Origin of the sequence: Sphingosinicella microcystinivorans, assembly GCF_027941835.1 — a bacterium.
In the GTDB taxonomy this organism is placed as follows: Bacteria; Pseudomonadota; Alphaproteobacteria; order Sphingomonadales; family Sphingomonadaceae; genus Sphingosinicella.
Genome location: NZ_CP116005.1, coordinates 1,226,456 through 1,251,522 on the forward strand (window position 1 = coordinate 1,226,456; position 25,067 = coordinate 1,251,522).

The 25,067-nt window shown below is 68.4% G+C and carries 27 protein-coding genes; 13 read left to right on the forward strand and 14 right to left on the reverse strand.

The genetic code is table 11. The features are described from left to right. Positions 1 to 18: 18 nt before the first annotated feature. A complete protein-coding gene (locus PE061_RS05875; protein WP_271258224.1) occupies positions 19 to 1,293 on the reverse strand; it encodes an MFS transporter in 1,275 nt (424 codons plus the stop codon). 102 nt (positions 1,294 to 1,395) lie between these two features. Here PE061_RS05875 and PE061_RS05880 point away from each other — a divergent pair, with 102 nt between their 5' ends. From PE061_RS05880 to folE, 5 genes are all read left to right on the forward strand, one after another. Then, positions 1,396 to 1,758, forward strand: a complete 363-nt coding sequence (locus tag PE061_RS05880) for a DUF4870 family protein (RefSeq protein WP_271258225.1) — start codon at positions 1,396 to 1,398, stop codon at positions 1,756 to 1,758. A gap of 47 nt (positions 1,759 to 1,805) precedes the next feature. Continuing rightward, positions 1,806 to 3,755, forward strand: a complete 1,950-nt coding sequence (gene acs, locus PE061_RS05885) for an acetate--CoA ligase (RefSeq protein WP_271258226.1) — start codon at positions 1,806 to 1,808, stop codon at positions 3,753 to 3,755. Between the two features lie 147 nt (positions 3,756 to 3,902). Then, positions 3,903 to 4,676 carry a CsgG/HfaB family protein gene (locus PE061_RS05890; RefSeq protein WP_420794366.1) on the forward strand — a complete coding sequence of 258 codons (774 nt, stop codon included), beginning with the start codon at positions 3,903 to 3,905 and terminating at the stop codon, positions 4,674 to 4,676. Positions 4,677 to 4,745: 69 nt separating this feature from the next. Continuing rightward, the gene (locus PE061_RS05895) at positions 4,746 to 5,246 is read left to right on the forward strand and encodes an NUDIX hydrolase (RefSeq protein ID WP_271258227.1); all 501 of its coding nucleotides are present in this window, start codon (positions 4,746 to 4,748) and stop codon (positions 5,244 to 5,246) included. Positions 5,247 to 5,294: 48 nt separating this feature from the next. Next, positions 5,295 to 5,882: a GTP cyclohydrolase I FolE gene (gene folE / locus PE061_RS05900; RefSeq protein WP_271258228.1), complete on the forward strand. Its 588-nt coding sequence runs from the start codon at positions 5,295 to 5,297 to the stop codon at positions 5,880 to 5,882. 4 nt (positions 5,883 to 5,886) lie between these two features. Here folE and PE061_RS05905 read toward each other — a convergent pair whose 3' ends face one another. Both PE061_RS05905 and PE061_RS05910 read right to left on the reverse strand, forming a co-directional pair. Continuing rightward, the gene (locus PE061_RS05905; RefSeq protein ID WP_271258229.1) at positions 5,887 to 6,903 is read right to left on the reverse strand and encodes an SO2930 family diheme c-type cytochrome; all 1,017 of its coding nucleotides are present in this window, start codon (positions 6,901 to 6,903) and stop codon (positions 5,887 to 5,889) included. Then, on the reverse strand, positions 6,903 to 8,105 hold the full coding sequence (locus PE061_RS05910) for a parallel beta-helix domain-containing protein (RefSeq protein ID WP_271258230.1): 1,203 nt from the start codon (positions 8,103 to 8,105) through the stop codon (positions 6,903 to 6,905). The genes PE061_RS05905 and PE061_RS05910 overlap by 1 nt, the downstream gene beginning before the upstream one ends. Positions 8,106 to 8,200: 95 nt before the next feature. Between PE061_RS05910 and PE061_RS05915 the strand changes: the two genes are divergently transcribed. The 5 genes from PE061_RS05915 to mscL are packed head-to-tail and all read left to right on the forward strand — an operon-like array spanning position 8,201 to position 12,470. After that, a complete protein-coding gene (locus PE061_RS05915) occupies positions 8,201 to 9,943 on the forward strand; it encodes an N-acyl-D-amino-acid deacylase family protein (protein ID WP_271258231.1) in 1,743 nt (580 codons plus the stop codon). 48 nt (positions 9,944 to 9,991) lie between these two features. Beyond that, complete coding sequence (locus PE061_RS05920) at positions 9,992 to 10,573, forward strand: LemA family protein (protein WP_271258232.1); 582 nt, start codon at positions 9,992 to 9,994, stop codon at positions 10,571 to 10,573. A gap of 2 nt (positions 10,574 to 10,575) precedes the next feature. Beyond that, positions 10,576 to 11,358, forward strand: a complete 783-nt coding sequence (locus tag PE061_RS05925) for a TPM domain-containing protein (RefSeq protein ID WP_271258233.1) — start codon at positions 10,576 to 10,578, stop codon at positions 11,356 to 11,358. Continuing rightward, positions 11,358 to 12,029, forward strand: coding sequence for a TPM domain-containing protein (locus PE061_RS05930; protein WP_271258234.1), 672 nt, complete (start codon positions 11,358 to 11,360; stop codon positions 12,027 to 12,029). Before PE061_RS05925 ends, PE061_RS05930 begins: the two co-directional genes overlap by 1 nt. 18 nt (positions 12,030 to 12,047) lie before the next feature. Beyond that, entirely contained in the window at positions 12,048 to 12,470 is a 423-nt protein-coding gene (gene mscL / locus PE061_RS05935) for a large conductance mechanosensitive channel protein MscL (RefSeq protein ID WP_271258235.1), read from the forward strand. A 64-nt stretch (positions 12,471 to 12,534) separates the two neighbouring features. On the opposite strand, the gene PE061_RS05940 is transcribed toward mscL, so the two are convergent. From PE061_RS05940 to PE061_RS05965, 6 genes are all read right to left on the reverse strand, one after another. After that, positions 12,535 to 13,449: a ParB/RepB/Spo0J family partition protein gene (locus PE061_RS05940; RefSeq protein WP_271258236.1), complete on the reverse strand. Its 915-nt coding sequence runs from the start codon at positions 13,447 to 13,449 to the stop codon at positions 12,535 to 12,537. Between the two features lie 20 nt (positions 13,450 to 13,469). Then, a complete protein-coding gene (locus PE061_RS05945; RefSeq protein WP_271258237.1) occupies positions 13,470 to 14,252 on the reverse strand; it encodes a ParA family protein in 783 nt (260 codons plus the stop codon). Next, a complete protein-coding gene (rsmG, locus tag PE061_RS05950) occupies positions 14,249 to 14,905 on the reverse strand; it encodes a 16S rRNA (guanine(527)-N(7))-methyltransferase RsmG (RefSeq protein WP_271258238.1) in 657 nt (218 codons plus the stop codon). Before rsmG ends, PE061_RS05945 begins: the two co-directional genes overlap by 4 nt. After that, positions 14,886 to 16,736 carry a tRNA uridine-5-carboxymethylaminomethyl(34) synthesis enzyme MnmG gene (gene mnmG / locus PE061_RS05955; protein ID WP_271259132.1) on the reverse strand — a complete coding sequence of 617 codons (1,851 nt, stop codon included), beginning with the start codon at positions 16,734 to 16,736 and terminating at the stop codon, positions 14,886 to 14,888. Before mnmG ends, rsmG begins: the two co-directional genes overlap by 20 nt. A gap of 96 nt (positions 16,737 to 16,832) precedes the next feature. Next, positions 16,833 to 18,149, reverse strand: a complete 1,317-nt coding sequence (gene mnmE / locus PE061_RS05960; RefSeq protein ID WP_271258239.1) for a tRNA uridine-5-carboxymethylaminomethyl(34) synthesis GTPase MnmE — start codon at positions 18,147 to 18,149, stop codon at positions 16,833 to 16,835. A 34-nt stretch (positions 18,150 to 18,183) separates the two neighbouring features. Then, the gene (locus PE061_RS05965; RefSeq protein WP_271258240.1) at positions 18,184 to 18,435 is read right to left on the reverse strand and encodes a DUF6489 family protein; all 252 of its coding nucleotides are present in this window, start codon (positions 18,433 to 18,435) and stop codon (positions 18,184 to 18,186) included. A 123-nt stretch (positions 18,436 to 18,558) separates the two neighbouring features. Here PE061_RS05965 and PE061_RS05970 point away from each other — a divergent pair, with 123 nt between their 5' ends. The 3 genes from PE061_RS05970 to PE061_RS05980 are packed head-to-tail and all read left to right on the forward strand — an operon-like array spanning position 18,559 to position 20,745. Continuing rightward, positions 18,559 to 19,263: a dienelactone hydrolase family protein gene (locus tag PE061_RS05970; protein ID WP_271258241.1), complete on the forward strand. Its 705-nt coding sequence runs from the start codon at positions 18,559 to 18,561 to the stop codon at positions 19,261 to 19,263. After that, the gene (locus tag PE061_RS05975; RefSeq protein WP_271258242.1) at positions 19,256 to 19,759 is read left to right on the forward strand and encodes a GNAT family N-acetyltransferase; all 504 of its coding nucleotides are present in this window, start codon (positions 19,256 to 19,258) and stop codon (positions 19,757 to 19,759) included. The genes PE061_RS05970 and PE061_RS05975 overlap by 8 nt, the downstream gene beginning before the upstream one ends. An 11-nt stretch (positions 19,760 to 19,770) precedes the next feature. Next, positions 19,771 to 20,745 (forward strand): quinone oxidoreductase family protein, encoded by a 975-nt coding sequence (locus tag PE061_RS05980; RefSeq protein ID WP_271258243.1) that lies wholly within the window; start codon positions 19,771 to 19,773, stop codon positions 20,743 to 20,745. Here the strand turns inward: PE061_RS05980 and rnk are convergent. From rnk to hemE, 5 genes are all read right to left on the reverse strand, one after another. After that, positions 20,726 to 21,124: a nucleoside diphosphate kinase regulator gene (gene rnk / locus PE061_RS05985; RefSeq protein ID WP_271258244.1), complete on the reverse strand. Its 399-nt coding sequence runs from the start codon at positions 21,122 to 21,124 to the stop codon at positions 20,726 to 20,728. The genes PE061_RS05980 and rnk overlap by 20 nt on opposite strands. 177 nt (positions 21,125 to 21,301) lie before the next feature. Beyond that, the gene (locus PE061_RS05990) at positions 21,302 to 22,054 is read right to left on the reverse strand and encodes a YjbE family putative metal transport protein (protein ID WP_271258245.1); all 753 of its coding nucleotides are present in this window, start codon (positions 22,052 to 22,054) and stop codon (positions 21,302 to 21,304) included. Between the two features lie 22 nt (positions 22,055 to 22,076). Continuing rightward, positions 22,077 to 23,333 carry a transcription termination factor Rho gene (rho, locus tag PE061_RS05995; protein ID WP_271259133.1) on the reverse strand — a complete coding sequence of 419 codons (1,257 nt, stop codon included), beginning with the start codon at positions 23,331 to 23,333 and terminating at the stop codon, positions 22,077 to 22,079. Positions 23,334 to 23,479: 146 nt separating this feature from the next. Beyond that, positions 23,480 to 23,932: a CopD family protein gene (locus PE061_RS06000; protein ID WP_271258246.1), complete on the reverse strand. Its 453-nt coding sequence runs from the start codon at positions 23,930 to 23,932 to the stop codon at positions 23,480 to 23,482. Then, positions 23,933 to 24,958: a uroporphyrinogen decarboxylase gene (hemE, locus tag PE061_RS06005; RefSeq protein WP_271258247.1), complete on the reverse strand. Its 1,026-nt coding sequence runs from the start codon at positions 24,956 to 24,958 to the stop codon at positions 23,933 to 23,935. Between the last annotated feature and the right edge of the window lie 109 nt (positions 24,959 to 25,067).

Here is a 25,067-nt window from a genome sequence, read left to right on the forward strand (position 1 = left end):
GTTGCGCGGCGCAACTTTTCAGGCGGTGCCGAGGGCCTGCCGGATGCGGTGAATCCGAAGGCAGGGGATCACGATCAGCAGGTTGGCGAGCCCGACCGCGAGCAGGATCTGCGGCACGTCGAGCCCGGCCTTCAGCAGCACGCTGGACCCCAGCGCCGCAGCGACCATGAAGCCCGAGTTGACGATGTTGTTCGCCGCGATCGTGCGCGCCCGCGCCGAAGGATCGCTCGCCGTTTGCAGCAGCGCGTAAAGCGGCACGATGAACGCGCCCGCCGCCACCGACAGCCCGAAGAGGTCGAGCACGATCCGCCAGCTTTCCGGATCGGCGAGGAACGCGCCGACGCCGATCAGTTCGGCGTGCGGCGCGTCGAACGCGCGGATCGCGAAGTAGAGATCGGCGATGAACGCCGTCATCAGCACTGCCGACGCGGGCGCGTAACGGACGGAGACGGCGCCTTTCAGGAGACGCGCGACGACGAGCGATCCCGTCGCGACACCGACCGAGAAGATGGTGAGGAACAGCGTCGCCACGGTTTCCGCTCCGCCGAGGTCGCCCTTCACCAGCGGCACGAACAGGCTGGTGAAGACCGCGCCCACCGACCAGAACCACGAGACGGCGAGCACCGCGCGGCCGAGCTGCGGATCGCGCGTCACCTCCCGCGTGATGCGGAGCGCGCTTGCAAGGATGTTCCATTCGATGCGCGCGCGGCCGGGGGGCGGCGCCGCGGGCACCTGCCGACCGCTGAGATAGCCGAACACCGCGACCGCAACGATCGCCCACGCCGAGACCTCCGTAGCGAGCAGGCCGCCCGCGACCTGCCCGGTGAGGATGGCGACGAATGTTCCCGCCTCGACGAGCCCCGTGCCCGTGAGCACCTCCTTCGGTGCGAGATGCTGCGGCAGGATCGCATACTTGATCGGCCCGAAGAAGGTGGAGTGCAGGCCCATCGAAAACAGCACCAGCATCATCAGCGGCACCGAGCCCAGCGTCAGCGCCGCAGCGCCGACCAGCATGATGCCGATTTCCGCCGCCTTGATGATGCGGACGAGCCGCGCCTTGTCGACGCTGTCGGCGATCTGCCCGGCCAATGCTGAGAACAGCACGAACGGCAGGATGAACACGCCCGCCGCCAAGGTGACGATCTGCGCCGAGGCCGCCGTGTCCCCCGCGAGCAGCGTGTAGGTGATGAGGAACAGCATCGCCGTCTTGTAGAAATTGTCGTTGAACGCCCCGAGGAACTGGGTGGCGAACAGCGGCCCGAACCGGCGCGCGGCGAGAAGAGGGATGCCCACGGCGGCGGACGCTAGCGCGGCGCACGAACGCGCGAAAGCCCGTCCTTGCGGAAAACGGCGGCACGGGCCAGAATTGCCGCCTGAAATCAGGGAGTCTGGACCATGGCGAGCAGACCGGAAGCACAGGGTTTCGATCTCAACCGGCCGACCATCGTGGCGCTGCTGATCCTCGTGGGCGCGGTTTCGGGCCTGCCGACGCTCGTCGGCGCGATCCTCGCCTACATCTGGCGCGGCGCGGCCGAGAACGCGCCGTGGGAGGAAAGCCATTTCGCCTATCATATCCGCGGCTTCTGGATCACGGTCGTCGCGGTGATCGCGCTCGCCGTGCTGAGCATCCTCACGCTCGGCCTGCTCGCGCCGCTGTTCGGCCTCGTTTCGATCTGGCTCGTCGTGCGCGCCATCGTCTCGATCGCGAAGGCGCAGCGCCGCGAGCCCATGCCCGATCCCAACACCTATTTGTGGTAATCCTTGCGGCCGAAGCGCCGCGACAGTTCCTGGGGAGAGATTGACCGATGAGCGACGCCGCGACCGCGACGTATCCCGTTCCCGCGCATACCGCCGCGCGCACGATCTGCGACGCGGACACCTATGAAACGATGTACCGGCGTTCGGTCGCCGACCCGGACGGCTTCTGGCGCGAGCAGATCGGGCTTCTCGACTGGACGAAGCCGCCGACGGTGATGGGCAACTGGTCGTTCGATCCAGTCGACATCAAGTGGTTCGAGGACGGCGTGCTCAACGCCTGCGTCAACTGCGTCGACCGGCACCTGCCGGCACGCGCGGCACAGCCTGCCATCGTCTGGGAGGCGGACGATCCCGACACGCCTTCCGTGACGCTGACTTACGCCGAACTCCACGCCGAGGTGTGCCGCTTCGCGAACGCGCTGAAGGCGATGGGCGTCGCTAAGGGCGACCGCGTGACCGTCTACCTGCCGATGATCCCGGAGGCCGCCGTCGCCATGTTGGCGTGCGCCCGCATCGGCGCAGTGCACAGCGTCGTCTTCGCGGGCTTTTCGGCGGATGCCGTCGCCGGGCGTATCGACGATGCGAAGAGCGATTTCGTCATCACCGCCGACGAGGGGCGGCGCGGCGGCAAGACGATCCCGCTGAAGCTCACCATCGACGACGCCATCGCCAAGGCATGGCACGAGGTGAAGGGCGTGCTCGTCGTGCGCAACACGGGCGCTGCGGTGCCGATGACGTGCGACCGCGACCTGTGGTGGCACGAGGCGCGCGAGGCGGCCTCCGCCGATTGCCCGGCCGAGCCGATGAACGCCGAGGACCCGCTGTTCATCCTCTACACATCGGGTTCCACCGGGAAGCCGAAGGGCGTGCTGCACACCACGGGCGGCTATCTGGTCTGGACCGCGCTCACCTTCAAGTACGCGTTCGACTGGCGCGACGAGGGCGCGCTCCACTGGTGCACCGCCGACGTGGGCTGGGTCACCGGGCACAGCTACATCGTCTACGGCCCGCTCGCGAACGGCGCCTCGACGCTGATGTTCGAGGGCGTGCCCAACTATCCGGCGGTCGACCGCTTCTGGGCGGTGATCGAGAAGCACGGGCCCGCCACCTTCTATACCGCGCCGACCGCGCTCCGCGCGCTGATGCGCGAAGGCGACGCGCCCGTGCTGAAGCACGACCTGTCCTCGCTCCGGCTGCTCGGCACCGTGGGCGAGCCGATCAACCCGGAGGCGTGGCTCTGGTATCACCGCGTCGCGGGCAAGGGGCGCCTGCCGATCATCGACACGTGGTGGCAGACGGAAACCGGCGGCATCCTGATCTCGCCGCTTCCCGGCGCGATCCCGACCAAGCCGGGTAGCGCGACGCAGCCGTTCTTCGGCATCGAGCCCGCGCTCGTGGACGCGGACGGCAAGTTCGTCGACGGTCCGGCCTCGGGCAATCTCGTCCTCAGGCGCTCGTGGCCGGGGCAGGCGCGCAGCCTCTACGGCGATCACCAGCGCTTCGCCGAGACCTATTTCTCCGCCTACAAGGGCCTCTACTTCACCGGCGACGGATCGCGCCGCGACGCGGACGGCTACTGGTGGATCACCGGCCGCGTCGACGACGTGCTCAACGTCTCCGGCCACCGGCTGGGCACGGCCGAGGTGGAATCGGCGCTCGTCGGCCACCCGAAGGTCGCCGAGGCCGCGGTCGTCGGCTATCCGCACGACATCAAGGGCCAGGGCATCTACTGCTACGTGACGCCGATCGCGGGCGTGGAGGGCGACGCGGCGCTGGAAGCCGAGCTGAAGGCGGAGGTGCGCCGCGAGATCGGCCCCATCGCGACGCCCGACCACATCCATTTCACCCCGGCGCTCCCCAAGACGCGCTCCGGCAAGATCATGCGGCGCATCCTCCGCAAGATCGCCGAGAACGACTTCGGGTCGCTCGGCGACACGACGACGCTTGCCGACCCGTCCGTCGTCGACAGCCTGATCGCGGGGCGCAAGAACAGGTAAGCAGCAACCGAATCATAACGTGTGCGGGCTACGCGGGAACGATTGCCGGGACCGCCCAACTCCGGCAATATGCGTCCCGGCTGCGGGCGGCGCCGGAAACGGCGACAGGGGTTTCGCCAACCAGCATATTTGAACATGGGGAAGACTATGAAAATCCTGAAGACACTTGGCCTCGGCGTTGCCGTGGCCGCCATGGCCGCCGCATCGGGCACGGCATCCGCGCAATCCCAGTCCTCCGCGCGCAAGGCGCAGACGAAGAGCATGCAGGAGATCCCGGTCTGCCAGAAGCGGCTGGGCACCGTCTCCATCGTCGAGCCGGACACCAACTGGTGGCAGCAGCTCGGCCTCGGCAGCCCGGAGGCGATCATCAAGCTGTTCGTGATGAAGTCCGGCTGCTTCGGCCTCGTCGATCGCGGCAAGGGCCTCGCCAGCCGCAACATCGAACGTGCGCTCGCCGATTCGGGCGAACTGCAGAAGAACTCCAACATCGGCCGCGCGCAGGTGAAGGCCGCCGACTACTTCATCGTTCCCGATCTCGTTTCCAAGAACGAGAACTCGGGCGGCGGCGGCATCGGCGCGATCGCGGGCGGCCTGCTCGGCAGCCGCACGCTCGGCGTGCTCGCGGGCGGGCTTTCGACGAAGAGCAAGGAAGCCAACGTCATGCTGACGCTGGTCAATTCGCGCACGACCGAGCAGGAGCGCATGACCGAAGGCTATTTCCGCAAGAAGGACCTGGCGTGGGCAGCCGGCGGCGGCGGCGGCTGGTGGGGCGGCTTCGGCGGCGTCGGCGGCGGCAGCTATGCCAACACAGAGATCGGCCAGGTCATCACGCTCGCCTATCTCGACGCCTACAAGCAGCTGGTGACGCAGCTCGGCGGCCTGCCGGAAGACCCGAGCGCCGCGGCGCCGGTCGCGCAGTAAGCCTGCCAACACCGGAAAAGGGCGGCCCTGCGAACGGGGCCGCCCTTTTTCTTTGCGTGGGAAAAGCCGTTGACCGGGAAAACCGTCTGGAAAGGCCGCTTCCTCGAAACCGTCGTCGACGGACGCTGGGAATATGTGCGCCGCACGCGCGGCATCGGCGCCGCGGTGATCCTCGCCCAGACGGAAGCGGACGAGATCGTGCTCGTCGAGCAATACCGCGTTCCGCTCGGCGCGCGCTGCCTCGAGCTTCCCGCCGGCCTCGTCGGCGACGACGGCCCCGAAGAGGTGCTGACGGCCGCGCGCCGCGAGCTTGAGGAGGAGACCGGCTTCCACGCCGAAACTGTGGAGAACATGGGAGTCTTCACCTCCTCTCCCGGCCTGACGAGCGAACATTTCACGCTGGTGCGGGCGAAGGGGCTTGTCCGTGTCGGCTCCGGCGGAGGCGTCGGCAGCGAGGACATCGCCGTCCACTGCGTTCCGCTTCGAACGCTGCCGGATTTCATCGCCGAAAAGCGCCGCGCGGGCGTGATGATCGACGTCCGCCTGCTCGCCGCGATGACCCTGCTGTGAGGGCGCGGGACTTGCGGCGAGCGGCGGTCGGCGTCTAGGGGGATAGGCATGACCGCATCCAACGACCGCGACAACGGCATCCCGGAAGACGTGCTCGCGTCCGTCCGCCGTCTCATCGAATGGGCGGGCGACGATCCCGCGCGCGAGGGACTTGCCGACACGCCCGGCCGCGTCGCGCGCGCCTACCGCGAGTATTTCCGCGGCTATGACGAAGATCCTGCGCTCCATCTTTCGCGCACCTTCGAGGAGGTCGGCGGCTACGACGAGATCGTGCTGCTGCGCGACATCGCCTTCCAGTCGCACTGCGAGCACCACATGGCGCCGATCATCGGCAAGGCCCACATCGCCTATCTGCCGGGCGACCGCGTCGTCGGCATCTCGAAGCTCGCGCGCGTGCTGAAGGGCTTCGCCTCCCGCCTCCAGGTGCAGGAGCGGCTGACCGCCGAGGTCGCCGACTGCATCTGGGAGCACCTGCAGCCGCGCGGCGTCGCCGTCGTCATCGAGGCGGCGCACGCCTGCATGTCCGCACGCGGCGTCAACACGCCCGGCGTCACCATGACGACGAGCCGCATGATGGGCGTGTTCCGCGAGGACGAACGCAGCCGCGAGGAAGTGCTGAGCCTGATGGGGCTGTAGCCCCTCACCGCATCGCGGCGATCCAGTCGCGCACCAGCGCGAGGGCCGCTTCGTCAGGCTGCGTGCGGCCGAGTTCCGGCATCATGACGCCGGGTTCCGTGGACTCCATCCGGTAATAGAGGATCGAGCGCTCGGGGTGGCCGGGGTCGATGGAGACCATGCTCCCGCCCGAGCCGCGTCCCGCCGCGACCGGCCCCTTGCCGATGCCGATGTGCGGGCCGGAGGGCGTTTCCCACGTGAGGAACAGGCCGGAGTTCGAAGCGGGGCCGTCGGGCTTGTGGCAATGGCCGCAATTGACGTCGAGATACGCGCGGGCACGGCGTTCGAGGCTTTCGCCTGCGTCCTTCCAGTCGGGAAGGCGCGGCGCATCCTTGGGCACGCCCGTGAGCAGGCCGAGGCGGGTGAGACGAACGAGGTTGTTCTCGCCCTGAAAGTCGTGGTTGAGGTTCCGCGCCTTCGGGCCGATCGGCACCAGCGCATTGCCCGTGGCGTGGCAGCCCTTGCACTGGTTGACGTTCGGCACCTGCCAGTCGAGCGCAAGCCGTTTCCCCGCCCCGTCATGCCCGGTGACAGCGACCCGCACGCCTGCGCGCTTCAGCGTGGCGACGCTGTCGTCGGCGTTCCACACGTAGGGCCATGCCTTCCAGCCGTCCGCCTGATGCACGAGCAGCCGCGTCTCGATGAGATCGAGGCTGCCGTCGGCGCGCGCGAAGCCGAAATGCTTGATGAGCACGCTGCCCAACGGGATGTCGAGCAGCCCTTCCCCGTCGTAGCGCGCGGTCTTGCCCTCCGGCACGTAGAGGAAGCGCGCCTTGTCGGCGTGGTCCGAGAACAGCGGCGTCGCGAGGCCGTAGGGCACGACGCGCGCGTTCGGCTGCGCCGCGCCGCTGTCAAGGAACAGGCCGGTTTCGGCGAGCGTTGCGGGCGCCGCCGCACCTGCAAGAACCGCGTCGTTCACCGCGGGCGGCGCGGCGGAGGCGACCGGCAGCGCGGCCGCGAGCATAGCAGCGGCGCGAAGCATCAGGGCATCGGCTGATCGGCCGGAAGCACCACGGCGGCGAGCGTGCCCGATGCGCCTGCGGGCGCGACCGACGTGGGCTGCGCTTTCGTGGGCGGCGTCCCGGCGACGCCGAGCCCCAGCGACACCATCGGCACGTCGCTCGCCGGGGTCGTCGTGCCGTCATCCGCCTTGTCGCCGAACCGCGTCACGCCGTCCCACATCACCGGCGGCAGGCCGCCGCCGAGCGCCGCGGCAAGCGCCGCGCCGCCGGGGAACTTCGGGTCCCAGCCGTTCCGGCCGAGGCTGTTGCCGAAGATGCGGACGTTGCGGGCGAGCGGGTTGTAGCTCGCATCCTCGAAGGGCCGCGTGTAGGAGACGACCATCACCGCCGCCGTGCGGTTGCCCTCGATGCGGTTGCCCGACACCTCGACGTTCTCGTTCGCCATCACCATGATGCCGAGGCCCTGCGGCACCTCCGCGACGATGTTCCCGGGCGGCGCGAAGTTGGGCGTGTCGTTGTCGACGACCGTGTTCGAGAAGATGCGCGTCGAGTGCCCGCCCATCTTCGGCAGGTTGGGCAGATCGAAGACGAGGATGCCGCCCGTGTTGTGATGCGCGAGGTTGCCGTAGACGTCGGCGTGCTTCGAGTTCTCGATCTCGATACCGGCGACGTTGAAGCTGACGCGGTTGTTCCGGACGACGATGGTCTCGGACTGGCCCACGTAGACGCCCGCGTCCGAGCAGGCGATCACCTCCGAGTTCTGCACCAGCACGTTCGTCGCCTCGACCGGGTAGAGGCCGTAGGCGCCGTTGTCCTTGTGCGGCCCGCGCGTCCAGACGACGCGCAGATTGTCCATCGTGATGCGGTCGACGCCCTTCGCCTTGATGCCGTCGCCTTTCGTGTCCTCGACGGCGAAGCCAGTAAGCAGCACGCGGTCCGACGTGACGAGCAGCCCCTCGCCCGCCCCCGTTTGCCCCTTGAAGCTGAGCACGGTCTTGTCCGGTCCCGCGCCGCGCACCGTCACGCCCGCGACGTCGAGCGACAGGCCGTTCGTCAGCCGGAACGTGCCCGCCGCGAGTTCGATCACGTCGCCCGGCTCAGCCTCGATGAGCGCGGTCTGCAGCGTTTCCTGGTCGTTGTCGCCGGGTGCGACCGCGATGGTCTTCGCCCCCGAGGGCGATGCCGAAACCAGCAGAAAAACCAGCAATGCCTTCGCGTGCATTCCGTCCCTCCTCCCCGTTTTCCGGCCATTATCGTCAGCTTGACGAAGGCGGACAACCCTGCGGAAACTGAGCGGGAACCTTGAGGGAGGTGGACATGCACGACATCGTGATCCGCGGCGGAACGATCGTGGACGGCAGCGGCGGCGCGCCGTTCATCGGCGACATCGCCATCGACGACGGCCGCATCAGCGCAGTCGGCAGCGTGAACGGCGCGGGCCGGGAGGAGATCGACGCGCGCGGGCAGATCGTGACGCCCGGCTTCGTCGACATCCACACGCACTACGACGGGCAGGCGACGTGGGATGACGTCATGGCCCCCTCCGCATGGCACGGCGTGACGACGGTGATCATGGGCAATTGCGGCGTCGGCTTCGCGCCCGCGCACCCGGACCGCCACCAGTGGCTGATCGGCCTGATGGAAGGCGTCGAGGACATTCCCGGCACCGCGCTCGCCGAGGGCATGACGTGGAACTGGGAGAGTTTCCCCGAATATCTCGACGCGCTGGAGGCGCTGCCGCGCACCATCGACGTCGCCTGCCACGTGCCCCACGGCGCCGTGCGCGCTTATGTGATGGGCGATCGCGGCGCGGCGAACGAAGCGCCGACCGCGGACGAGATCGAGGCCATGTCGGGAATCGTCGAGGAGGGCCTGCGCGCCGGCGCGCTCGGCTTCTCGACCTCGCGCACCGTCATCCACAAGTCGGTGGACGGCGAACTGGTGCCCGGCACCACCGCCACCGCCGAGGAGCTGATCGGCATCGGCCGCGCCATGGGCCGCGTCGGCCACGGCGTGTTCGAAATGGCCTCCGACCTGATGCCGGAATGGAACGAGTTCGACTGGATGACGCGCCTGTCGAAGGAAACCGCGATGCCGGTGACCTTCGCCATGCTGCAATCGCCGCTGAAGGCCATGCACTGGACCGACCAGATGGCCGCGACCAAGGCCGCGAACGACGACGGCGCCAACATCCGCGCGCAGATCTCGCTGCGCGGCACCGGCGTGCTGATGGCGTGGCGCGGCACCGTGCACCCCTTCGTGATGCGCCCGTCGTGGCAGGCGATCGCCGGAAAGCCCTGGGCCGAGCAACTCGCCATGCTGCGCGACCCGGCGTTCCGCGCGAAGCTGCTCGCCGAGGACAACCTGCCGCCGCCGCATCCCGATATGGCCGCGCTGTTCATGCTGGTGACGCAGGGCTGGACGATGCAGTTCCCGCTCGGCGAGGAACCGGACTACGAGCCCGCCCCCGAACACAGCCTCGCCGCGCTGGCGAAGGCGAGCGGCAGGAGCCCGGCCGAGATCGCCTATGACGTCATGATGGAGGGGGACGGCGCCAGCTTCATCTACCTGCCGATCCTCAACTACGTCGACGGCAACCTCGATTTCGTGAAGGGGCTGCTGGAGCGCGACGACACCGTCATCTCGCTGTCGGACGGCGGCGCGCATTGCGGCACGATCTGCGACGCCGCCTCGCCCACCTTCCTGCTCACGCACTGGGTGAAAGGCCGCGCGCGCGGGCGCATCCCGCTCGAACTCGCGATCAGGCGGCAATGCCGGGACACCGCCCTGCTTTACGGCCTCGCCGACCGCGGCCTGCTCGCACCCGGCTATCTCGCCGACGTCAACGTCATCGACCTCGACCGTTTGAGGCTCGGCAAGCCGTGGCTCGCCTTCGATCTTCCGGCGGGCGGCAAGCGGCTGCTGCAGACGGCGGAGGGCTACACCGCGACGATCAAGTCCGGCGCCGTCACCTTCCGGGACGGCGCGGTGCAGGCGGCGCGGCCGGGTCGGGTCGTGCGCGGTCCGCAGGCGGAGCCGTTGCTAATGGCCGCGGAATGAGCGAAAAGAGCCCTGTATTAGTTGACTGATACGGAAGGGGTTCGTCCGATGCGCAAGTTCCTGCTCCCGTTTTTCGCCCTGCTGACGCTCACGGCGTGCGGCATCAACACCGTGCCGACCCGCGAGGAGGCCGTGAAGGCGGCGTGGGCCGAGGTGGAAAGCCAGTACCAGCGGCGCGCGGACCTGATCCCGAACCTCGTCGCCACGGTGAAGGGCTTCGCCGCGCAGGAGCGCGAGGTGCTGGAAGCCGTGACGCAGGCGCGCGCCTCCGCGACGCAGACGACGATCAGCGCCGACCAGCTCACCGACCCCGCCGCCGTCGAGCGTTTCCAGGCCGCGCAGGACCAGCTTTCCGGCGCGCTTTCCCGCCTGCTCGTCACCGTCGAGCGCTACCCGGACCTGAAATCGAACGAGAATTTCCTCGCGCTGCAATCGCAGCTCGAAGGCACCGAGAACCGCATCACCGTCGCGCGGCGCGACTACAACCAGGCGGTGCAGGCCTACAACACCGAGATCCGCACCTTCCCGAGCCTGATCGCGGCGAAGTTCATCTACGGCGCCGAGCCCATCACGCCGTTCAAGGCCACGACGCAGGGAGCCGAAACCGCGCCGACCGTGTCGTTCGAATAAAGATGCACCGGCTGCTCGCGTGCCTCGCCGCGCTGCTGCTGGCGTTCCCGGCGGCAGCGCAGCAGTTCCCCAAGCTTTCGGGGCGCGTCGTCGATGCCGCGGACCTGCTGTCGCCGGAAACCGAGGCCGCGCTCGCCGAGAAGCTGCAAACGCTGGAGGATACGACGACGCGCCAGCTCGTCGTCGCCACCATCCCCGACCTTCAGGGCTATGACATCGCCGACTACGGCTACCGGCTCGGCCGCGCATGGGGAATCGGGCAGGGCGAGGCGGACAACGGCGCGCTGCTGATCGTCGCGCCCAACGAGCGCAAGGTGCGCATCGAGGTCGGCTACGGGCTCGAGGGCTATCTGACCGACGCCCTCTCCTCCGTCATCATCAACCGCCAGATCGTGCCGCGCTTCCGCGACGGCGACATGGAAGGCGGTGTCGTCGCGGGCGCCGACGCCATCGTCGCCCAGCTCTCGCTGCCGCCCGAGGAAGCCCGCGCCAACCTGATCGCCGCACGCGAGCGGCGGCAGGAGGAAACCCGGCACGGCCTCGGACTCATCCCGACCATCCTCGTCATCTGGTTCGTGTTCTGGATGCTGCGCGGCGTGCTCGGCGGCAAGCGGCGGCGCGGGCGCGGCGGTCCCATCATCATCTGGGGGCCGGGAAGCGGTGGCCGGAGCAGCGGCTGGGGCGGTAGCGGCTGGGGCGGCGGTTCCTCCGGAGGCTTCGGCGGTGGCGGATTTTCAGGGGGCGGCGGCAGCTTCGGCGGCGGCGGCGCGAGCGGGAGCTGGTGATGCGGCTGACGAACGACGAGCACGCGCGCGTCAGTGACGCCATTACGTCAGCGGAACGGACCACCTCCGGAGAGATATTCTGCGTCGTCACGCGGCGGACGGACGACTACCGCGCCGTCCCCTTCGCCTGGGCCGCGCTTGCCGCGATCGTGCTGCCGCCGATGCTGCTTTGGCTCGGCGTCCCCGACCCGCTGTGGTTCACCAGCGGCGGCTGGAGCGACGGCGGACACCCCGCGCCGCGTCTCGTCATCGCGCTCTACGCCTCGCTCTCGGTGCTGCTGTTCGTCGCGGCCTTCCTCATCGTGCGCTTGCCGCCCGTCCTGCGCCTGCTGACGCCGCGCTCGCTGAAACGCAGCGCCGTGCACCGTGCGGCAGTGGAAAGCTTCCTCTCGCACGGCATCCATGTGACCGAAGACCGCACGGGCGTGCTCATCTTTCTGTCGCTCGACGATCATGTCGCTGAAATCGTTGCCGACGAAGGCATCTATGATAGGGTCGAGCACGAGGTCTGGGGCGATGCGCTGGATGCGTTGCTCGCCGAGGTTCGGGACGGCAGGATTGCGGACGGTTTCGTCAAGGCGATCGGAATGTGCGGGGCCGTGCTGTCGGCCCACTTCCCGCCGTGCGCGCGCAATCCCAACGAACTTCCGGACAGGCTGATCGAGATCTAGCGTGCAAGGGGACTGAAAATGCTGAATGAATTCAAGGCTTTCATTGCAAAGGGCAACGTGCTCGACCTCGCCGTCGCCGTCATCATCGGCGGCGCCTTCGGCACCATCGTCAGTTCGCTGACCGAAGACGTCATCATGCCCGTCGTGGGCGCGATCTTCGGCGGTCTCGACTTTTCGGCGCTGTTCGTGCGTCTGGGTTCCGTGCCGGAAGGCTATGCCGGTTCGCTCACCGACTATGCCGCGCTCAAGGAAGCCGGCGTGCCGATGCTCGGCTACGGCGCGTTCATCACCGCCGCGATCAACTTCCTGATCCTCGCCTTCATCATCTTCCTGCTGGTGCGCACGGCGAACAAGCTGATCGCGAAGAAGGAAGAGGCGCCGGCCGGTCCGAGCGAGGAGGTGGTGCTGCTCCGCGAGATCCGCGATTCGCTGAAGAAGTAACTCACCGGCAATTGAAGGGGCCCGCACGACAGGTTTCGTGCGGCCCCTTCCGTATCCTGTTCGCCTAGAAGCGCTCGCCCGAAAGCCGCTGGCAGAGCATGTCGAGCTGGTCGAGATCGCTGTAGAACAGCGTCAGGCGGCCGCCTTCCCCATCGAATTCGAGACGCACCCGGAGGCCGAGCTGCTCGGCGAGCTGGCCTTCCAGCGATTCGAGATCGGCGCTGCGGGCCGTCTCCCGCGGCGCGGACTTGCGGGGCGCGCGCGGCTTTTTCGCCCGCGCCTCGACCTCGCGCACCGAAAGGCCCATCTGCACAACGTCGCGCGCCAACGCCGACGGATCGGGCGCCGTGAGCAGCGCGCGCGCATGGCCCATCGTCAGCCGCCCCTCGATCAGCAGCTCGCGGACATCGTCTGGAAGATCGAGCAGGCGGACCATGTTCGCGACATGGCTGCGCGACTTGCCGACGATGCGGGCGATGTCCTCCTGCGTGTGGCCGTAGTCGTCGATCAGCCGCTTGTAGCCTTCCGCCTCTTCGATCGCGTTCAGGTCCTGGCGCTGCACGTTCTCGACGAGCGCGACCTCGAACGCTTCCTCGTCGGTGAGGCGGCGGACGAGCACGGGCACGTCGTGAAGCTGCGCCGCCTGCGCCGCGCGCCAGCGGCGTTCGCCCGCCACGATCTCGAAGCGGCCGCCGTCCACGGGGCGCACGAGGATCGGCTGCAGAAGGCCCTGCCGCTTCACCGATGCGATGAGCTCGGCCTGCGCCGTCTCGTCGAAGCGGCGGCGCGGCTGCTTCGGGTTCGGCGAGATCATCGCCATCGGGAGCATCTGCGCGCCCATGCTGCTGCCCGCGTCGCCCGCGGGAACCGCCGGAGCGGTTCCCGGCTCGCTGCGCGGCGGCGCGACGGCGCTGCCCATCTCCTCAAGCAGGGCGGACAGGCCGCGGCCGAGGCCGGTGGGACGCTTAGGCTGGGACATGAACGAATGCTTTCAAAGGATTAGGCGGCGCGGGCGTGCGGTTCCGTCCGCCCCAGAAGCTCGCGGGACAGGTCGATATAGGCTTCGGATCCCGCGCAGCGGTGATCGTAGACGAGCGCCGGCAGCCCGTGGCTCGGCGCCTCGGACAGGCGGACGTTGCGCGGAATGATCGTCTCGAACACGATCTTGCCGAGCACGGCGCGCACGTCGGCGGCGACCTGTTCCGACAGGCGGTTGCGCTTGTCGTACATGGTGAGCACCACGCCGATGATGTTGAGCCGCTGGTTGTAGCCCGCGCGCACGCGCTCCACCGTGTTCAGAAGCTGGCTGAGGCCTTCGAGCGCGAAAAACTCGCACTGGAGCGGCACGAGCAGCGACTGCGCGGCGACCATGGCGTTCATGGTGAGGATACCGAGCGACGGCGGACAGTCGATGATGATGTAGTCGTAGACCTGCATCGCGGGCGCCTGCAGCGCGGTGTCGAGGCGGTGGATGCGCCCCTCCATTTCGACGAGCTCGACCTCGGCGCCCGACAGGTCGACCGTCGAGGGGATCAGCGACAGGCGCGGGATCGCGGTGGCGACCACCGCGTCGGCCGCGCTGCACGCGCCGATGAGCATGTCGTAGCTCGTGCGCTGGCGCGCATTCTGGTCGACGCCGACGCCGGTCGAGCTGTTGCCCTGCGGATCGAGATCGACGATCAGCACGCGCCGCCCGGTCGCGGCGATCGCCGTCGCGACGTTAATGGCGGTCGTGGTCTTGCCGACGCCGCCCTTCTGATTTGCCACCGCGATCCTGATCACCGACGCCTCCGCACACTTCGCGCCCGCACGATCCGCCCGCGCGGATCGGTAAGGCTGGGTATCAACTCATGTTCGAAAACGAAGCGGCGCCGGGCTTCGGCAAGCTCGTCCTCGACCGCCGCGCCTTTGAGCAGCAGCCATGTGCAGGACTTTGCCGCATAGGGTTCGCCCCAGTCAAACAGCTTCGCGAGCGGGGCGCAGGCGCGGGCGGTGATGTAGTCGAACTTGACGGCGGCGAGCGATTCCACGCGTTGATTCAATATCTTGACACCTGGGCCGAGTCCGAGCTCATCGCGCACGGTTTCGAGGAACAATGTCTTCTTGCGAATCGAATCGACGAGCGTGACCGAATCACCCGTGAGCAGCGCGATGACCATGCCGGGAAAGCCCGCGCCGCTCCCGATGTCGAGCCATGTCGGCCGATGCGCCGCGCCTTCGCGGTCGGCGAGGCGGAGGAGCTGCGCCGAATCGGCGAAATGGCGGACCCAGACGTGGGGCAGCGTCGCCGGGCCGACGAGGTTGAACTTCGCCTGCCATGCCGCGAGCAGCGCGGCATAGGTATCGAGCTTCGCCAATGTTTCACGTGAAACATCGAACGTCGCCGCGAACCAGTCGCGCCCGTCCTCCGGGCGCTCAGGCGGCGCGTTTGACATGGCGGAGAAGCGCGGTGAGGGCCGCGGGGGTGACACCGGCGACCCGCGCGGCCGCCCCGAGACTGTCGGGCCGGGCGCGGTTCAGCCGGTCGATCATCTCATTGGAAAGACCCCCGACACCGGAATAGTCGAGGTCGCGCGGCAAACGCAGCGCCTCGTCGCGGCGGAACGCGTCGATCTCGACCGACTGCCGTTCGAGATAGACCGCGTAGCGCGCGTCGGTATGAAGCTGCTCGGCGTATCCGGGCGCGATGTCGGCCAGCTCCGGCCAAACCGCCGCGGCGTCGGCCCATGCGACTTCGGGAAACCGCAGCCATTCGAACGCCGAGCGCGCGACGCCGTCTTGCCGGACGGCGAGGCCCTGACGCTGCAACCGGGCGGGCGAAGCGCGCGCCGTGTCGAGCAGCGCCTTTCCCTTCGCGAGCGCTTCCGCCCGTTCCCGATAGAGGCGCGCGCGCGCTCCCCCGAGGAGCCCGAGCGCGATCGCCTTCTCCGAAAGCCGCTGGTCGGCGTTGTCGGCGCGGAGGTGGAGACGATACTCGGCACGCGAGGTGAACATGCGATAGGGCTCGGTCACGCCCTGCGTGACGAGGTCGTCGATCATCACGCCGATATAGGATTCTGCGCGGTCGAACCCGGCCGGCTCCAGACCGAGCGCGGTCCGCGCGGCGTTCAGCCCCGCCACCAGCCCCTGCCCCGCGGCTTCCTCGTAGCCGGTCGTCCCGTTGATCTGCCCGGCGAAAAACAGGCGCGGGATCGCATGGAGTTCGAGCGTCCGCGACAGCGCGCGCGGGTCGATATAGTCGTACTCGATCGCATAGCCCGGCCGCGCGATCTCGACATGCTCCAGTCCGGCGAGCGTGCGAAGAAACGCCAGCTGCACATCGGCGGGAAGCGACGTGGAAAGGCCGTTGGGATAGACGAGCGGATCGTCGAGGCCTTCCGGCTCGAGGAAGACCTGGTGCCCGTCCCGGTCCCCGAAACGCATCACCTTGTCCTCGATCGACGGGCAGTAGCGCGGGCCGGTGCCCTCGATGCGGCCGCTGTACACCGCGCTGTCGTGGATGTTCTCGCGGATGATGTCGTGCGTCGCGACATTGGTGCGCGTGATGCCGCAACTCAGCTGCGGGTTCACCGCCCTGCGCGTCGTCGCGGCGAAGAAGGACGGCGTCTCGTCGCCCGCCTGCCAGCCCACCCGGGTCCAGTCGATGGTGCGGCCGTCGAGGCGCGCGGGCGTGCCCGTCTTCAGACGCGCCATCGGCAATCCGAGAGCGCGAAGGCGGCGGGCGAGCGCGACGGACGACGCCTCGCCGACCCTGCCGCCCGCGCGGACATCGCCGCCCACGTGAATGACGCCGCCGAGAAAAGTCCCGGTCGCCAGCACGACCGTGCGCGCCGCGATCGTCACGCCGTCGGACAGCACGACGCCGGAAACCCCGCCGGTGTCCACGAGCAGGTCGTCGACGCGCGCGTCCAGAACGGCGAGACCCGCCTGCGCGTCGATCGCCCGCTGCATCGCCCGGCGGTAGAGCTTGCGGTCGGCCTGCGCGCGCGGGCCCTGCACGGCGGGCCCCTTGCGGCGATTCAGCAGACGGTACTGGATGGCGGCCGCGTCGGCGACTTCCGACATCGCGCCGCCCAGCGCGTCGATTTCCCGAACGATATGGCCTTTGCCGAGACCGCCGATGGCCGGGTTACACGACATGACGCCGATGGTGTCGCGTCCGGGCGTCACGAGCAAAGTGTGCGCGCCGACCCGCGCGGCGGCAGTCGCCGCCTCGCAGCCGGCATGTCCGGCCCCGATCACGAGTACGTCGAATCGTTCCATGATGCGAGACGACCTATCCGAATCGGCGCTTCGTGTCGACGTGGTGTTTCACGTGAAACACTGAGAGCGAAAATTGCGCCCGATGTTTCACGTGAAACATCATTTGCCGATGCAGAAGCGCCCGAACACAATATCCAGTATGTCCTCGACCCCGACACGGCCTGTCAGGCGGCCCAGCGAACGCATCGCCGTCCGCAAGGATTCCGCCCGAAGCACCACGTCATTCTCTCCGGCGGCCGTGCCCAGCGCATCCCTGCATTCCGCCAGCGCGGCCCTCTGACGCTCGTGCGTCACCAGCGCGTCCTGCCCCGACCCCGCCAGCCTTCGGGCGTGATCGACGAGCAGTGCCTCGAGCGACGCAAGGCCCTCGCCGGTGATCGCCGACACGCGAAGCCGCTGCTCCTGCTCGTGCCCCTGTTCTGGCGGATCGGGCCGAAGGTCCGCCTTCGACTCCACGACCACCGCTCCCGTGGGCACATCCCCGTCACGCCCTTCGGGACCGACGAGAAAGAGAACGAGGTCCGCTTCCTCGGCGCGGGCACGGGCACGCCGGACGCCTTCCGCTTCGATGACGCCTTCCGTTTCGCGCAGGCCCGCCGTGTCGACAAGCGTCGCGGGAACGCCCCCGAGGTCGAGATGCACTTCTATGAGGTCGCGCGTCGTCCCCGCCTCCGGCGAAACGATCGCGACATCGCGCCTTGCCAGCGCGTTGATCAGGCTCGACTTCCCCGCGTTCGGCGCGCCGAGCAAAACAATCGTGAGTCCCCGCCGCAGCCGTTCGGCGAACCGGTAACGGGCCAGATGCCGGTCGATCTCCGCGCCGAGCGCCGCGATCCCCGGTCCCTGATCGTCAACGAGCCGCGCGCTGACATCCTCCTCGTCCTCCCCGAAATCGAGCGCCGCCTCGGTTTCGGCAAGGATCGAAAGCAGCCGGGCGTGCCAGGCTTCGGCAAGCGCCTTCAATCCGCCCGACGCCTGCCGCAGCGCCTGCCGCCGCTGCGCCTCCGTCTCCGCGTCGATCAGGTCCGCGAGCCCCTCCGCCTGCGTCAGATCGAGCTTGCCGTTGTCGAACGCGCGGCGCGCGAATTCGCCGGGCTCCGCGGGGCGCAGGCCGTCCATCCCGCCGAGCGCTCCCAGCAGCGCGGCGACCACCGCCGGACCCCCCGTGACGTGCAACTCGGCGACGTCCTCGCCCGTGAAGCTGGCGGGCGCCGGGAACCACAGCACGAGCGCATCGTCGATCGCGTCTCCGTCCGGCGCCCGCAAGCGCACGAGCGCCGCCCGCCGCGGCGACGGCAGTCGCCGCGCAAGCGCCCGAAGCGCCGCGCCCGCTGCCGGGCCGGAGACACGCACGACCGCGACACCGGCGGGCGGTCGCCCCGACGACAGCGAGAATATCGTTTTCTTTTCAATCATTTGAGTGTGACGTCATGGCGTCTTCGCGGCGTCTCTAGCCCTTCTTGCCGCCCGTGACGCCCCCGGTCATGGCGTTCCACATCGCCTTCTGCACCTCGCCGATGCCGCTCGCCGCGCTCGGCAGCCAGTTCGACATCAGGCGCTCGACGTCGCCCGCCGTGATGCCGTCCTTCATCAGGCCGGTCATGCGGTCGATATAGAGGTCGTGCAGCGGCCGGACATCCGGAAGCCCCATGAAGGCGCGCGCCTCCTCGGGCGTGCAGTCGATCTCGATATTCACCTTCATGGCGCCCCTCCTCTTGTGAAAGCCGCACGGCGGCGGATAGGGTTCGACGCTAGAGCCTGATCGCTCGAGATGGAAGCGAAGCGGCGACGAAAGATCACAAGCGGCAAGCGAAAGGTCAGAGACATGGGAGAAACGATCCGAATCGAAACGCTGGACGGCGACGGCAGCTTCAGCGCCTATCTCGCGAAGCCCGAGGGCGCCGGCCCCTTCCCCGGTATCGTCGTCATCCAGGAGATCTTCGGCGTCAACGCCGGAATCCGCGCGATGTGCGACGACTGGGCGAAGGCCGGCTTCATCGCGCTCGCGCCCGACATGTTCTGGCGGCTGCAGCCCGGCGTCGAACTCACCGACAAGACCAAGGCCGAGTGGGACGAAGCCATCGGCCTGATGACGCGCTTCGACATCGACCCCGGTATCCGCGACATCGAGGCGGCGCTTCGCGCGCTGAGGGCACGTCCCGATTCGAACGGCAAGGCCGGCACCGTCGGCTTCTGCCTCGGCGGGCGCATGGCCTATCTTTCGGGAACGCGCACCGACACCGACGCTTCGGTCGCCTACTACGGCGGCGGCATCGACCAGTATCTCGGCGAATCCCACGCCATCGCCCGGCCGATGCTGCTCCATTTCGCCGAGGAGGACGGCTTCATCGACAAGGTGGCGCAGGCGAAGATCCGCGAGGCGCTTTCCGGCCACCCGCGCGTGACGCTGCACTTCTACCCCGGCGTCGACCATGCCTTCGCGCGCGTCGACGGCACGCACCGGGACGAGGCCGCCGCCGGACTCGCCAACGGCCGCACGCTCGACTTCTTCCGGGCGCACCTTGGCTGACCCCATTGTCATCAGGGCCGTTCAAGCCGCCGACGCGCGCGGCATTCTCGACATCGTCAATGACGCCATCCTCAACACGACCGCGTGGTACGATCATGTGCCGTGGACCCCGGAACGCGTTACCGAATGGCAGACTGCAAAGGCAGCGGATGGGTGGCCGGTGATCGTCGCGGAAGCGCCGGGCGGGAGCGTCGCCGGTTTCGGCAGCTTCGGTCCCTTCCGTGCCCGGCAGGCCTACGCGAAAACGGCGGAGCATTCCGTCTACGTTGCCAAAGCATACCGTGGTCAGGGTTGTGGCCGCCGACTCCTCGAAGCGCTCGTCGAAGAGGCGCGCGCCCGCAGCCTGCATACGCTCATCGGCGGGGTCGATTCCGAAAATGGCGGCAGTCTTGCCTTTCACCGCGCACTCGGCTTCGAGGAAGCCGGGCGGCTACGCGAGGTCGGGCGCAAGTTTGATCGCTGGCTGACGCTCGTGTTCATGCAGAAGCTGCTGTGAAGGAGTCTCCGATGGCGTATCGAATGGCGTTTCAGAAAACCGGCGGGCCGGAGGTGATCACGCGGCAGGACTTTGCGCCCGCCCCGCCCGGCCCCGGCGAACTCGCGGTCCGCCATACCGCGATCGGGGTCAACTTCATCGACACCTATCACCGCAGCGGGCTCTATCCGGTGACGCTTCCCGCCGCGCCCGGCATCGAGGCCGCGGGCGTCGTCGAGGCGGTCGGCGAGGGCGTCGGCGGCTTCGCGCCCGGCGACCGTATCGGCTACTTCACCGGAAAGCCCGGTGCCTATGCCACGCACCGCAACATCCCGGCCGCGCAGGCGCTGAAGCTTCCGGACGGCCTTGCCGATGACGCGGCGGCGGCGGTGATGCTGAAGGCGGCGACCACCGAGTATCTCGTCGAGCGCTGCGCGCGCCTGAAGGCGGGGGACACCGCGCTCGTCCACGCCGCGGCAGGCGGTGTCGGGCTGCTGCTGGTGCAGTGGCTGAAGGCGATCGGCGTCCGCGTCGCCGCGACGGCCGGATCGGCCGACAAGCAGGCGCTTGCCAAGTCGGCGGGCGCGGACATCGCCTGCGGCTATGCCGAGGCGGCCGAGGCGGCGCGCGAGATAACGGGCGGCGCCGGCGTCGACGCGGTGTTCGACGGCGTCGGCAAGGCGACGTGGGACGTGTCGCTGGCGGCGCTCCGCACGCGCGGGCTCCTCGCCAGCTTCGGCAACGCCTCCGGGCCGGTGACGGGCGTCGACCTCGGCATCCTCGCCGCCAGGGGCTCGCTGTTCGTCACGCGGCCCACGGTCGTGCATTACTATGGAACGCCGGAGGAATTCCGCGCCGGTTCGGAGCGCTTCCTCGGGATGCTCGCATCGGGCAGGCTGAAAGCCGACATCCACCAGCGCCGTGCGCTCGCGGATGCCGCCCAGGTGCACCGCGACCTCGAGGCGCGCAGGACCACGGGCGCGACGATCATGCTTCCGGAGGCGTGACCTTCTCGATCCTGAGCACGCGTTCCGTGCCGCTCCGGTCCGGCCAGCGGATCGTCTGCCCTTCGCCGAGCCCGATGAGCCCGGCGCCGACCAGCGAGAGGATCGAGAGCCTGCCCGCGGCGACATCCGCATCCGGCGGATAGACGAGCTCCACCGTGCGGCGCGCGCCGCTGCCCTCGTCGACGAAATCGACGCGCGCGCCCATGCGCACGATTCCCTCCGGAAAGGCCTCGCGGCTGTGCACGGTGGCCCGCTCGATCTCGGTCAGGAGCAGCTCCGCGACCTCGGGAAGGCGCGCTTCGGCGGCGAGGGCGAGGTCTCCGAGCCTTTCGGCCTCGGAATCAATGAGATGAATCGGCGGACGCGCGGCGTCGGTCATGGAACGGATCTTTCTGACGGCATTGGGGGAAAACGGCTGAACCCGCCCCGAACCCGTCGGGGCACGCCGTCAGGGTCCGGGGCTAGATGCCCGCCAGAAGCTGGCCTCCGCGACAGAGGCGGCGTGAGAGGCTGCGCGTATCCATGATCCGGATGCTGTCCGCACTGCCGTGCCGTGTCAACCGCCGAACACGCCGAGCGTCATCACGCCCACCGCGGGATCGACGATGCCCTCGTAGATCATCTTGAACGCGACATAGATGATGACGAGAAGACCGATGTAGGCGATCCAGCGGAAACGCTCGATGTACTTGGCGATGATGTTCGCCGCGACGCCCATCAGCGCCACGGAGAGGATGAGGCCGACGATCAGGATGCCCGGGTGGTCGCGCGCCGCGCCGGCGACCGCGAGCACGTTGTCGAGGCTCATCGAAACATCGGCGACCGCGACGGCCCAGGCCGCGCCGACGAAGCTCTTCGCCGGGCGGATGCCGGAATCCTCGTCGCCGGCGATCTCGGGCGAGCCCGGGGACTGGCCCTCGGCGCTTGCCGGATGAAGCTCGCGGTACATCTTCCACGACACCCAGAGCAGGAGGAGCCCGCCCGCGAGGATGAGGCCGACGATCTGCATGAGCTGGGTGACGACGAGCGCGAAGGCGATGCGCAGCACGAGCGCGGCAAGCACGCCGATCGCGATCACCTTGCGGCGCTGGTCGGGCGGCAGGCCCGCCGCGAGCGCGCCGACGACGATGGCGTTGTCGCCGGCGAGAACGATGTCGATCAGCAGCACCTGCGTGAACGCGGCAAGCGCTGCGGGCGACCCGATGTTCGAGAAGTCGTTGACGATGGCGGCCCAGATGTCGGCGGGGCCTCCGAAGCTCGTCGCCGCGCTTGCGGCGCCTGCCGCGGAGAGGAGAAGGCTGATGTCCATCGGCCGCTAACGCTCCTTCGGCTTACTGGTTCATCGCCGCGAAGAAATCGTCGTTGGTCTTGGAATCCTTCATCTTGTCGAGCAGGAATTCCATCGCGTCGACGGTGCCCATCTGCATGAGGATGCGGCGCAGCACCCACATCTTCGAGAGCTTGTCCTTTTCGACGAGCAGCTCCTCCTTGCGAGTGCCCGACTTGCCGACGTCGATCGACGGGAAGATGCGCTTGTCGGCGACCTTGCGGTCGAGCACGATCTCGGAGTTGCCGGTGCCCTTGAACTCCTCGAAGATCACCTCGTCCATGCGGCTGCCGGTGTCGATGAGCGCGGTGGCGATGATCGAGAGCGAGCCGCCCTCCTCGATGTTGCGCGCGGCGCCGAAGAAGCGCTTCGGCCGCTGGAGCGCGTTCGCGTCGACGCCGCCCGTGAGCACCTTGCCCGACGACGGCACGACGGTGTTGTAGGCGCGCCCGAGACGCGTGATCGAGTCGAGCAGGATCACCACGTCCTTCTTGTGCTCGACGAGGCGTTTCGCCTTTTCGATAACCATTTCAGCGACTTGCACGTGACGCGTCGCGGGCTCGTCGAAGGTCGAGGAGACGACCTCGCCCTTCACGCTGCGCTGCATGTCGGTGACTTCCTCGGGCCGCTCGTCGATCAGCAGCACGATCAGGAACACCTCGGGATGATTGTCGGTGATCGCCTTGGCGATGTTCTGGAGCAGAACCGTCTTGCCGGTGCGGGGCGGCGCGACGATCAGCGCGCGCTGGCCCTTGCCCTGCGGCGCGATGATGTCGATGACGCGCGCCGACTTGTCCTTCAGCGTCGGGTCGAGCGTGTCGAGCCGCAGCTTCTCGTCGGGATAGAGCGGCGTCAGGTTGTCGAAATTGACCCGGTGGCGGACCTGCTCGGGATCGTCGAAGTTGATGAGCGAGAGCTTGGTGAGCGCGAAATAGCGCTCGCCGTCCTTCGGGCCGCGGATCTCGCCCTCGACGGTGTCGCCGGTGCGAAGCCCGAACTTGCGGACCTGGTTGGGCGACACGTAGATGTCGTCCGGCCCGGCGAGATAGTTCGCTTCCGGAGAGCGCAGGAAGCCGAAGCCGTCGGGCAGCACCTCGATGGTGCCGCCGCCCATGATCTGCTCGTCGTTGTCGGCGAGGGCTTTCAGGATCGAGAACAGCAGGTCCTGCTTGCGCATGGTGGACGCGCCTTCGACGCCGAGTTCTTCGGCCATGGCGACGAGGTCGGCGGGGGTTTTCTTCTTGAGGTCTTTGAGGTGCATGACCATCGGGCGGAGCCTTCGGTGAATCGTGTGAGTATCGGCGCGAGGGAGAGACGTGGGGAAATCGAAACAATGCCCTGCGCGGGCGCCTCAGGACGAGGACTTGACCCTCGACTTAGGAAGCGTCCTTCCGGAAGTCAAGCGGATCAGAACGGCCGCACGACCGCGAGCAGCACGACGACGATGACGACGAGGCTCGGGAGTTCGTTCAGCATACGCAGGCCGCGCTCGCTCACCGGGCGCTCGCCGCGCGCCATCTTCTTCGAAACGCCGACGAGCCAGCCGTGGAAGCCCGAGAACAGGAACACGACCGCGAGCTTCACCCACAGCCAGAGGTTGCCCGCAAAGCCGATGTTGAAGGCAAGCGCGAGGCCGAGCGCCCACACCATCACCATCGCCGGGCCGACGATGATCTTCCTGAGCCGCTCGATGCGCGTGTTCCACAGCGCTTCCTCGGATGAACCCGGCGTAGTCGGATGCTGATAGACGAGATAGCGCGGCAGCATGAACATGCCCGCCATCCAGAAGATCACGAAGACGACGTGGAAGGCCCGCACCCAGAGGTGGGCGCCGCCGAGCCAGCCGACCCAGCTTTCCATCTAGAGCGGGCTCCTAATCGCGGCGAGCGCGGCCTCGACGTGCGCGATCGGCGTTTCCTTGTCGATGCCGTGGCCGAGGTTGAAGACGTGCGGCCGCCGGCCGAGGGCGCGGCGGATGCGCCGGACGGCCCCGGCAAGCGCATCGCCGCCCGCGAGCAGCAGCAGCGGATCGAGATTGCCCTGCACCGGCAGGCCTTCCGGCAGCGCCTCGTCCGCCCACGCCGGATCGACGGTCTCATCGAGCCCGACCGCATCGACGCGGGTCTCGCGCGCGTAGCGGGCGAGGTTGCCGCCCGCGCCCTTCGGGAAGCCGATGACCGGCACGCCCGGGCAGCGCGCCTTCAGCCGCTCCACGATCGCGCGTGTCGGGGCGATCACCCAGCGGTCGAATTCGTCCGGCGCGAGGCTGCCCGCCCAGCTATCGAAAAGCTGCACGGCATGGACGCCCGCCGCGACCTGCCCGGCGAGGTAATCGACGGTCACGCCCGCGACCGCATCAATGAGCGCGGCGAAGCGCGCGGGCTCGCGATAGGCCATCAGCCGCGCCGCGGCCTGATCGCGGCTGCCCTCGCCCGCGACCATGTAGGTCGCGACCGTCCACGGCGCGCCCGCGAAGCCGAGGAAGGCGGTTTCGCCCGGCAGCGCCGCCGCGACCTTGCGGACGGTCCCGTAAACGGCAGCCAGATGCTGCGGCGCCGCGTGCAGGTCCTCGAGCCGGGCTTCCACGAGCGGCGGCGCAAGCTGCGGCCCCTCGCCCGGCGTGAAGGTCAGCGTCTGGCCCATCGCGTGCGGCACGATCAATATGTCCGAGAACAGGATCGCGCCGTCGAAGCCGAAGCGCCGGATCGGTTGCAGCGTGATCTCCGCCGCGGCGTCGTTGTCGTAAACGAGTTCGAGAAACCCGCCCTTCTCGGCACGCAGCGCGCGATACTCCGGGAGATAACGCCCCGCCTGCCGCATGAACCACACCGGCGGCACGGCTTGCCGTTCTCCGTTCAGCACTGCGAGCAAGGACCGGGCCCCCATATCTCTCCCTTAATATATAGATAAATGGATTTGGATGATTGTTGGGCTGGGGATAACGGGGTTTCCCGTGAAGTCCACAGGCAAGCATGACGCAGGCGTGGGGCGCGGC

Bases quoted from the DNA above. Each gene is read 5' to 3' on its own strand.
- PE061_RS05880 (WP_271258225.1), top strand. From the start codon at position 1,396: ATGGCGAGCAGACCGGAAGCACAGGGTTTCGATCTCAACCGGCCGACC.
- acs (WP_271258226.1), top strand. From the start codon at position 1,806: ATGAGCGACGCCGCGACCGCGACGTATCCCGTTCCCGCGCATACCGCC.
- PE061_RS05890 (WP_420794366.1), top strand. From the start codon at position 3,903: ATGAAAATCCTGAAGACACTTGGCCTCGGCGTTGCCGTGGCCGCCATG.
- folE (WP_271258228.1), top strand. From the start codon at position 5,295: ATGACCGCATCCAACGACCGCGACAACGGCATCCCGGAAGACGTGCTC.
- PE061_RS05905 (WP_271258229.1), bottom strand. From the start codon at position 6,903: ATGCTTCGCGCCGCTGCTATGCTCGCGGCCGCGCTGCCGGTCGCCTCC.
- PE061_RS05910 (WP_271258230.1), bottom strand. From the start codon at position 8,105: ATGCACGCGAAGGCATTGCTGGTTTTTCTGCTGGTTTCGGCATCGCCC.
- PE061_RS05915 (WP_271258231.1), top strand. From the start codon at position 8,201: ATGCACGACATCGTGATCCGCGGCGGAACGATCGTGGACGGCAGCGGC.
- PE061_RS05920 (WP_271258232.1), top strand. From the start codon at position 9,992: ATGCGCAAGTTCCTGCTCCCGTTTTTCGCCCTGCTGACGCTCACGGCG.
- PE061_RS05925 (WP_271258233.1), top strand. From the start codon at position 10,576: ATGCACCGGCTGCTCGCGTGCCTCGCCGCGCTGCTGCTGGCGTTCCCG.
- PE061_RS05930 (WP_271258234.1), top strand. From the start codon at position 11,358: ATGCGGCTGACGAACGACGAGCACGCGCGCGTCAGTGACGCCATTACG.
- mscL (WP_271258235.1), top strand. From the start codon at position 12,048: ATGCTGAATGAATTCAAGGCTTTCATTGCAAAGGGCAACGTGCTCGAC.
- PE061_RS05940 (WP_271258236.1), bottom strand. From the start codon at position 13,449: ATGTCCCAGCCTAAGCGTCCCACCGGCCTCGGCCGCGGCCTGTCCGCC.
- rsmG (WP_271258238.1), bottom strand. From the start codon at position 14,905: ATGTCAAACGCGCCGCCTGAGCGCCCGGAGGACGGGCGCGACTGGTTC.
- mnmE (WP_271258239.1), bottom strand. From the start codon at position 18,149: ATGATTGAAAAGAAAACGATATTCTCGCTGTCGTCGGGGCGACCGCCC.
- PE061_RS05965 (WP_271258240.1), bottom strand. From the start codon at position 18,435: ATGAAGGTGAATATCGAGATCGACTGCACGCCCGAGGAGGCGCGCGCC.
- PE061_RS05970 (WP_271258241.1), top strand. From the start codon at position 18,559: ATGGGAGAAACGATCCGAATCGAAACGCTGGACGGCGACGGCAGCTTC.
- PE061_RS05980 (WP_271258243.1), top strand. From the start codon at position 19,771: ATGGCGTATCGAATGGCGTTTCAGAAAACCGGCGGGCCGGAGGTGATC.
- rnk (WP_271258244.1), bottom strand. From the start codon at position 21,124: ATGACCGACGCCGCGCGTCCGCCGATTCATCTCATTGATTCCGAGGCC.
- PE061_RS05990 (WP_271258245.1), bottom strand. From the start codon at position 22,054: ATGGACATCAGCCTTCTCCTCTCCGCGGCAGGCGCCGCAAGCGCGGCG.
- rho (WP_271259133.1), bottom strand. From the start codon at position 23,333: ATGCACCTCAAAGACCTCAAGAAGAAAACCCCCGCCGACCTCGTCGCC.
- PE061_RS06000 (WP_271258246.1), bottom strand. From the start codon at position 23,932: ATGGAAAGCTGGGTCGGCTGGCTCGGCGGCGCCCACCTCTGGGTGCGG.
- hemE (WP_271258247.1), bottom strand. From the start codon at position 24,958: ATGGGGGCCCGGTCCTTGCTCGCAGTGCTGAACGGAGAACGGCAAGCC.